The 8,031-nt window shown below is 74.4% G+C and carries 5 protein-coding genes; 4 read left to right on the top strand and 1 reads right to left on the bottom strand.

The window, feature by feature from the left end:
- The first annotated feature begins 134 nt into the window (after positions 1–134).
- The 4 genes from FLL47_RS33740 to FLL47_RS33725 all read left to right on the top strand — a co-directional run bounded on the left by FLL47_RS33740 (position 135) and on the right by FLL47_RS33725 (position 4,894).
- Positions 135–1,037 carry an extracellular catalytic domain type 1 short-chain-length polyhydroxyalkanoate depolymerase gene (locus FLL47_RS33740; protein WP_144126687.1) on the top strand — a complete coding sequence of 301 codons (903 nt, stop codon included), beginning with the start codon at positions 135–137 and terminating at the stop codon, positions 1,035–1,037.
- A gap of 153 nt (positions 1,038–1,190) precedes the next feature.
- Entirely contained in the window at positions 1,191–2,375 is a 1,185-nt protein-coding gene (locus FLL47_RS33735; protein WP_144126686.1) for an FIST signal transduction protein, read from the top strand.
- Position 2,376: 1 nt separating this feature from the next.
- Positions 2,377–3,873: a sensor domain-containing diguanylate cyclase gene (locus FLL47_RS33730; RefSeq protein WP_144126685.1), complete on the top strand. Its 1,497-nt coding sequence runs from the start codon at positions 2,377–2,379 to the stop codon at positions 3,871–3,873.
- Between the two features lie 118 nt (positions 3,874–3,991).
- Entirely contained in the window at positions 3,992–4,894 is a 903-nt protein-coding gene (locus FLL47_RS33725; protein WP_144126684.1) for a hypothetical protein, read from the top strand.
- A 6-nt stretch (positions 4,895–4,900) separates the two neighbouring features.
- Here the strand turns inward: FLL47_RS33725 and FLL47_RS33720 are convergent, their stop codons facing one another.
- The gene (locus FLL47_RS33720) at positions 4,901–7,930 is read right to left on the bottom strand and encodes a BTAD domain-containing putative transcriptional regulator (RefSeq protein WP_144126683.1); all 3,030 of its coding nucleotides are present in this window, start codon (positions 7,928–7,930) and stop codon (positions 4,901–4,903) included.
- Positions 7,931–8,031 lie beyond the last annotated feature (101 nt).

Genomic DNA, 8,031 nt, shown 5'->3' with positions numbered 1-8,031 from the left:
CGGCTTCCACCACGTCCACGCCACCCCCGTCATCTGCCTACCCGCAGACTTCGGACCGGCACGACACGGCCACGCCCCACCCGGAATGTCTGAAACACATAGACAAATACAGGAAGTCTGAGACGCTCCCCGCCATGTCTGAGCTACGCCACGCCATCGCCGTCGTCGCCCTGCTCGCCGCCACCGTGGCCGGCTGCGACACGGGGTCCACGGGCCCGGCCGTGTCCACCGTTTCGCCCGTCGCGTCCCCGGAAGCCGGGGAGACCCCCGCGCCCGGCGACCATCGCCTGACCACGTCCTGGAACGGCAAGAACCGCTCGTTCGTCGTGCATGCGCCGCCCTCCTACGACGGGGCCACCCCGCTCCCACTGGTCGTCACCATGCACTTTTTCCCCGGTGACGCCGCAGGCATCGCCACGACCACCGGCATGAACGCCAAGGCCGACCGCGAAGGTTTCCTGGTGCTCTATCCCGAGGGCTTCGCGGGCGGCGTGAACGCGCTGTCGTGCTGCGGCTCGGAGGACGACGTCGGCCTGATCAAGACCCTGGTCGCCAGGATGGTGGAACGCTGGCACGCGGACCCGAAGGCGATCTTCGCCACCGGCATCTCCAACGGCGGCGACATGGCATACCGGCTCGCCGTCGAAATGCCTGGGGTCTTCGCCGCGATCGCCCCGGTCAGCGGCGGGTTCAGCGGCGGCAGGGCCAGCCGGGCGGACTTCCGCCCCACCCAGCCGGTATCGGTGATCACCTTCGTCGGCGGCAAGGACCGCCACGCCGCGGCGTTCGAGTCCGGGCTGACGGCCTGGCAGGAGCGCCTGTCGTGCACACCGGCCCCGGCCGCCGGCCCGAGACTGCCCAACGGCGGCACCCGAAGTGTGGCGGCCTGCGCCGACGGCAGCGAACTGGTCGTCTACCGGCTGCCGCAGATGGGGCACAGCTGGCCCGGCGCGCAGCAGGGCACCCTCGCCGATCCGGATGCCGGAGTGAACGCCACCGACCTGATCTGGGAGTTCTTCCGCACCCACCGACGGTGACCGGACGGGTCCGGTTCCTGCGACAGCGGAAACCGGGCCCATCCGTGCACAGGGACACCAGCCGTATCAGCAGTCCCGGCGCGCGAGCGGGCGTAGTAGCGTAATTCTGGAGAAATCGAACGTATCCGTGGTCGGCTGGCGGCGGGAGGTGCGGTGGACGTCTCCGGTGAGCAGGAGCCGGGCAGGCGCTGGATGGGTGTCGGGCGCAGTCACGCGGCCGACTCCCGGCCCGCGGCGATCGAGGCCGCGCAGGGCGCATTGAGCGGTCCGGACCCCAAACTGCTGATCGCCTTCGCGGCGATCACCCATGACCCGCAGGCCGTGCTGGCGGGCCTGGCCGAGGCCGCGCCGGGCGTGCCCTTGGTCGGCTGCACCACCCACGGCGAGATCGGGCCCGGCGGCCCGGCGGACGGCACCATCACGGTGGCCGCCATCGGCGGTGCGGGCTTCCAGGTGCAGACCTGCGTGGCCACGGACGTCACCGGCCGCCAGGGCGACGCGGGCTTCGAGGTGGCCGGGTGCGTAAGCCGGGTCGACCTGCCGCACAAGGTGCTGATGCTGCTCACCGACGGCCTGGTCCGCGACCAGGAGAGCATCGTGCGCGGCTGCTACCGGGCGCTGGGCGCCGGCGTGCCGCTGTTCGGCGGCGCGGCGGCCGACGGCTGGCGGATGAGCGGCGCCTACCTGTTCAAGGACGGCCGGGTGCTGACCGACGCGGTGATCGGCGTCGCCATCGCCTCCGAGGCGCCCCTGGCGGTGGCGGTCAAGCACGGCTGGCGCACCGTCGGCCAGCCGATGATCGTCACGCGCAGCCTCGACGGCCGGGTGTACACCCTCGACGACCGCCCCGCGCTCGACGTCTACCTGGAACGGCTCGACGCGCCGCCGGAGGCGTACACCGATCCGGCCGCGTTCACCGCGTTCGCGCTGTCGCGGCCGCTGGGCGTGCAGCGGCGCAGCGGCGTCGAGGCGCGCAACCTGTCCACCGAGGTGGACCTGGTCGGCAGGTCCATCGGTGGCGGCGGCGCCATCGACCCGGGCGGGCTGACCTGGGTGATGACCGGCGACGAGGAGTCCATCCTGGAGGCCACCGACGACGCGTGCCGCGACGCGCTGGCGCGCCTGGAAGGACACGCGCCGCTGGGCATGCTCACCTTCAGCTGCGCCGCGATCCGCGCCGTGCTCGGCGACGACGGCATCCAGCGTGAGGGCGCGCGCCTGGACCGCTGGGCCGGCCCGCTGCCGTACGCCGGCTTCTACACGTACGGGGAGATAGCCCGAAACCACGGGATCGACGGCTTCCACAACCAGACTCTCGCCGTGCTGGCGCTGAGCTGACATGCCGGGTTCGGCCGAGTCGCTGCACATCCAGCAGCTCGTCGAGCTGATGGCTGTGGTGTCGTCGTCGACCGACGAGTCCTCGGCCGTGCAGCACGCGGTCGAGCGTTCCGCGCAGGCGCTGGAGGCCGAGGTCGCGGCGGTGGTGTTCGACGGCAAGGTGGCCGCGTCGATCGGCTTCCCGCTGGGGGCGGCGCCGAACGAGGACATCGTGGCGGTGAGCCTGCACGAGCGCGATGTGCTGGACGTGCCGGGCGTCGGGCGCTGCCCGGTGGCGACCGCGGCATGGGAGGGCAGCAAACCGGGACACCTGGTGCTGGCCCGGTGGGGCGAACCCTTCGCGATCGAGGAGCAGAACCTGATCCGCGGCATGGCCCGGCTGCTGGAGCTGACCCTGACCATGCTGCGCACGCTGGCCGCCGAGCAGTCCATCCGCGAGTCGCTGCAGGAGCGCCAGCGGCTGCTCGAGCACCTGTTCACCATCCAGCGCGCCATCTCGCGCCGCGAGGACCTGCAGCAGATCCTCGACACCATCACGCTGGGCGCCCGCGACCTGCTCGGCGACGAGATCAGCCTGCTGTGGCTGCGGGACGAGGACGACACCGGGCGGGCGCGGCTGGCGTCGGCCGCCGACGCCACGGGCATCCTGCCCGGCAGCGCGCTCACCGCCGACATGGCCGACGCCGCGACCGCGAGCCAGGCGATGACCGTCGGCGACGTGGTGGTACGCCAGGGCGGCATCGCGGCGACCGAGGTGGTCAGCCGGTTCGGCCGCGGCCCCGTCTGCGCGTCGATGGGCGCCCCGGTGCACGACAGCGGCGTGGTGACCGGCGCGCTCGTCGTCGCGTCGTGCGACGAGGGCCGGGTGTACGAGCCGTCCGACGTGCAGACGCTGCGGGCGTTCGCGCAGAACGTCAGCCTCGCGCTCACCGACGCCAACACCGTGCTGCGCATGCAGCAGGCCCACCACGACGCGCTGACCGGGCTGGCCAGCCGGCGGCTGTTCATGGAGCAGCTGACCCAGCGGCTGGCGATGGCCGACGCCGAGGGGACCACGGTCGCGGTGCTGTTCCTCGATCTGGACCGGTTCAAGGACATCAACGACACGCTCGGCCACGCCGCGGGTGACCAGCTGTTGACGGTGACCGCCGACCGGATCGCCGGCCAGCTGCGCGCCGGCGACCTGGCCTCGCGCTTCGGCGGGGACGAGTTCGCGGTGATGCTGCACCGGGTCGACGGGCCGGGCGACGCCGCCGCCGTGGCCGGGCGGATCGGCACCGCGGTGGGCAAGCCGATGTACGTCGCGCATCAGCGGCTGCGGGTCGGGGCGAGCATCGGCGTTGCGCTGAGCACCTCCGGCCGCACCGATCCCGTGGAGCTGGTCGGCCACGCCGACCTCGCGATGTATCAGGCCAAACGCGCCGACGCGGGCGGTTACGCGCTCTACGACCCGGCCGCGGCGCATCCGAACACCCGACCGGGCGCCGTCCGGGCCTGAACGAGGTCGGTCCGGCACGTCCGCTGTCGGGCATCCGGCGACCATGACGCCACCGTGATACGCGTCCCGATGATGGGAGACGGCTGTCCGCCGTGGACCGCCAGGAGAGGAGCAAGCGGTGAAGGCAGCACCCACCACGCGCGTGTTCGTCGCGGTCGCCGTCCTCGGCGCCGTGCTGGCCCCGGCGGCCCCGGCGGCGGCCGTCCCCGACCCGCTGGTCACGCTGGAGCAGCAGATCAGCCCCACCGACACCGCCGCCAAGTCCGTCGTCGTGTCCTGCCCCGACGACAGCTGGGTGTTCGCCGTCGGCGGCTGGGTCAACGGCAGCACCGGCCGGGTGCTGCTGACCCGCCTCGAACCCGCCGCGGACCTGCGCTCGGCCACCGTGTCCGCCCGGCCGCGCAGCGACAGCGCGGTGGCGTTCTCGGTCGTCGCCCAGGTCATCTGCGCTCGGACCCTGGTGGCCCCGACCCGGGTGGCCAACACCACGATGCAGGGCAGTTCGATCGAGGCCGCGTGCCCGGAGCCGACCGTCATGCTGGGCTTCGGATTCGCGATGGACCGCAGGGTCGACAACTGGCGGCTCGACGAGATGGTGCCCGACGGCTACCTGTCGCAGGTCAGCGTGCACACCTCGGGCAGCGGCAGCAGCGGCGCGCTGACCGCGTACGCCATCTGCCACACCGTGGTGGAGCCGCCGGGGGCGCTGATCAACCTTTACCGGGCGAGCGGCATTCCCGTCTCCGGCCAGACCTGGCCGAAGCTCGCCACCCTTCTGCCGATGACGCTGGGCTGGGCGTTCGGCGTCGGCGCGACCGTCAGCGGCACCGACAGCCACCTCGACGGCTTCCAGCTGCGGCCGTTCGGCGAGGGTGTCGCGCGGGCGGACCGCATCAGCACGCTGCCGGGCCTGCCCGGCCTGCCGTTGCCGCACAGGTCGGCCCGGACCGCGAACCTGATGGGTCCCGCCGAGGACCCGTCGCTCACGACCTACGGCGCGCGTCTCGCCACGTTCCACTGACCGGGCTCACCGGGGCGCTGCCGCCCGCCGGACCGGGACCAGCAGGTCGCGGTCCGGCGGGCGCACCCCGATCGAAAGCATCGCCTCGGCGTAGCGGTCGAAGGCGCGTCTCGCCTCGCCGTGCTGCCCACCCGCGACGAGCGTGCGCACCAGCGACCGGTACGCCCGCTCGTCGTAAGGATCACGCTCCAGCAGGCGCAACAGGTAACCGACGGCCGCGCCCGGCTGGCCCGCGGCCCGGCTGGTGTGCGCCAGCATCCGCAGCATCGCCAGGTATGCCGCCCGCGCCTCCTCGCGCAGCGGACCCGCCCACTCGGCATACGGCTCGTCCTCGAACGCATCGGCCCGGTACAGCTGGTCGGCGGCGAGCAGGATGAGCCGCGCCTGCGCCAAAGCCTCCTGCTCCACGAGGCGACGGCCCCGCGCCACCTGGTCCAGGAAGTCCTCGACGTCCACTCCCGTGGTGGCCGTGTTCAGCGCGATGCTGCTCTGGTCGGCGACCAGGTGATGGTCGGCGGGATACGCCCGGGCCGGGTCGAGCACCCCGCGCACGATGTTGAGCAGCACGGACAGCCGGTGTCCCGTGCGCTGCGCATCGCCGTCGGGCCACAGCAGCTCGCTCAGTTCGCTGCGCGGCACCGGTCGGCCCCGCCGCCCGACCAGGATGCGCAGCAGGTCCCGGGCCTTGCGCGACTGCCACGACGACGCCGGGACCACCTGCCCGGCCAGCTCCACCTCGAACCGGCCCAGCGCCCGTACCACGACCGGGGAGCCGTCCACGGCCGCGGCCGAGCCGCCGCCGATCCGGTCGGCCAGCGCGTCGGCGGCCGCCAGCCGCTGCTCGCCGAGCAGCCCACCGGCCCGCTCGTCCGGGCCCGCACCGGGCAGTCGGCTCATCAGCACCGCGATCCGGGCCGCCTCCACCTCGGCCCCGGCCTCCGTCCAGATCGCCTGGGCCTCCCGCAGGGCCGCGGCGGCGCGTGCCGGGTCGTCCTCTGCGGCCGCCCGCAGCTCCAGCGCATCGGCCAGCCCCGCCCGGTCGCCCTGCGTGCGGGCCACCCGCGCGCCCTCGGTGGACAGGTCCGCGGCCCGGCGCGCCTCGCCCTGGCTGAGCGCGATCCAGCCCTGCGCCAGCAGCGCCGGTCCCGAGATCTCCGGCCCGGCCCGATCCACCGCGGCGTCGGCGTGCCCGGCCGCCGTCTTCACGTCGTCACCGAGCAGCACCAGGGCCAGCCCCGCCAGCGCCGGGACCAGTACGTGCGCGTTGCCGGTGCCCGAGGCGACCTGCACCGCCTGTTCGTACGCGGCGCGCGCCTGCTCGCGCCAGCCCCGCCGCCGGAACAGTTCGGCCAGGCCCAGCACCGCCCCGGCGAAGCGGCGTGAGCCGAAGCGCTGGTAGTGGCCGATCGCCGCCCGGTAACGGCGCACCGCCTCGTCGTAGCGGCCGAGCATGGCCAGCGCGTCGGCGTCGTTGCTGGTGGCGATCGCCTGCAGGCTCGGTGATCCGGCCGCCTGCGCGTACGCCGCGCACAGCCGCGCCGACTCCAGCGCCGCCGGATACCGCGCCGCCTGCAGGTGCTGGTAGGTGCGGTTGGTGTGGATACGGGTCAGCAGCATCACATCGCCGGTGCGGTGCGCGATCGGCAGCGCCAGCGCGAAATGCTCCTCGCTGCCCGCGGCGTCGCCCGAGACGGCCAGCGACAGCGCCACGCTCAGGTAGGCGGTGGCCAGCGCACCGTCGTCACCGGACGGCAGGGCGCGACGCACGGCTTTGCGAGCCGTCGCCACCGCCGTGTCGGTGTCCCCGGCGAGCAGGAACGCGTGCGCGCTCCAGGCGGCCAGCAGCGCCGTGTCCGCGGTGTCGCCCGCGGTGTCGCCGCGGGCGAACACGTCCAGCGCGCCGCGGGCGTCGCCGCGCTGGTAGGCGACCCGGCCCGCCCGCCATGCCAGCCCCGCGGCCAGGTCCGGCCCGCTCGCGCCCAGCTCCTCGTAGGCTCGCGCGGCTGCCTCCAGATCGCCCGCGGTGCGCAGCGCGTCGGCCCGCAGCAGCGCCAGCCGGTCGTCCCGTTCCCGTTCCGGCAGCACCGCCACCAGCGCCGTCACCAGGCCGGCCTGCCCTGCCGCGATGATCCGGTCGCCGTGCCGGCGCAGCACCCGGGCGGCCCCGGCATGATCACCGGCGCGCAGGTGCTCCCGCGCCGCCGCGCCCGGCGGACCGTGCCGGTCGTACCACGCCGCCGCGACGCGGGCCCGTGCCCCATCGGCTTCGTCGGGATTCGCCGCCACCTGGGCCAGCACCGGCACCACGTGGCCGTCGTCGGGCAGGCCGGGCACCGCCGGGCCGCGGACCAGCAGCCCGGTCCGGCGCAGCAGGTCCAGCAGCGCGGCGGCGTCCGGGTGGCCCAGCGCCGCGCACAGACCGGCGGTCACCGGCGTCCGGTCCCCGACGTCGGCCAGCAGCTGCCGTGCCGCTTCGGGCAGCCCGGCCAGCACCTCCGTGCGGACGTACTCCGCCAGGCCGCCCACGGCCAGGGTGGTCGCCGACTCCGCGGTCGCCCGGCCGCCCAGCCGCACCGCCTCCACCGCGAAGTGGACCAGCGCTGGCCAGCCGCTGGTGGCCGTATGCAGCGCGGCCGCGAGTTCGGGATCGGCCGGGCCGCCCTCCTCGGCCAGCAGCACGGTGATCTCGTCCACGGTGCAGGCGAGATCGGCCGGGCCGAGTTCGGTCCAGCGGCCGGGCCGGCCGGCGTGCCGCCACGGCAGCGGCCGTCGCGAGGCCATGGCCACCTCGGTGTCCTCGGGCAGGTCCTCGACCGCGAGCAGCAGGTCACGCATCTCCTGCACGGACAGCCGGGGCAGGTCGTCGAGCACGAGGCAGCGGACCGCGTCGGACGCCGCCTGGCGCACGAACCCGCACGGGTCGGCGCCGCCCTGCCACCAGTGCGCCCGCGCCGGCGGGCACAGGTTACGCAGCAGGGTCGTCTTGCCGTAGCCCGCCGCGGCGACCACGATCCGGCGGCTCGGCCCGCTGACCATCGTCGCTCCTCCTCCGGTCTGCTCGACGTGCCGCGGCCTCGTGCGAAGGCTCCGCCCCGCCGGCCCGGCGAACAATCCTTCTGTCGGGAATTCACGGCAGA

The sequence above is a fragment of the Catellatospora sichuanensis genome (assembly GCF_007483665.1).
Lineage (GTDB): Bacteria > Actinomycetota > Actinomycetes > Mycobacteriales > Micromonosporaceae > Catellatospora > Catellatospora sichuanensis.
Note: the sequence above shows the minus strand (reverse complement) of the source record. Positions and strands in the feature narration are given on the sequence as shown.

What these genes read in the sequence shown, in the direction of transcription:
- FLL47_RS33740 (WP_144126687.1), top strand. Translation starts at nt 135, where the DNA reads ATGTCTGAGCTACGCCACGCCATCGCCGTCGTCGCCCTGCTCGCCGCC.
- FLL47_RS33730 (WP_144126685.1), top strand. Translation starts at nt 2,377, where the DNA reads ATGCCGGGTTCGGCCGAGTCGCTGCACATCCAGCAGCTCGTCGAGCTG.
- FLL47_RS33720 (WP_144126683.1), bottom strand. Translation starts at nt 7,930, where the DNA reads ATGGTCAGCGGGCCGAGCCGCCGGATCGTGGTCGCCGCGGCGGGCTAC.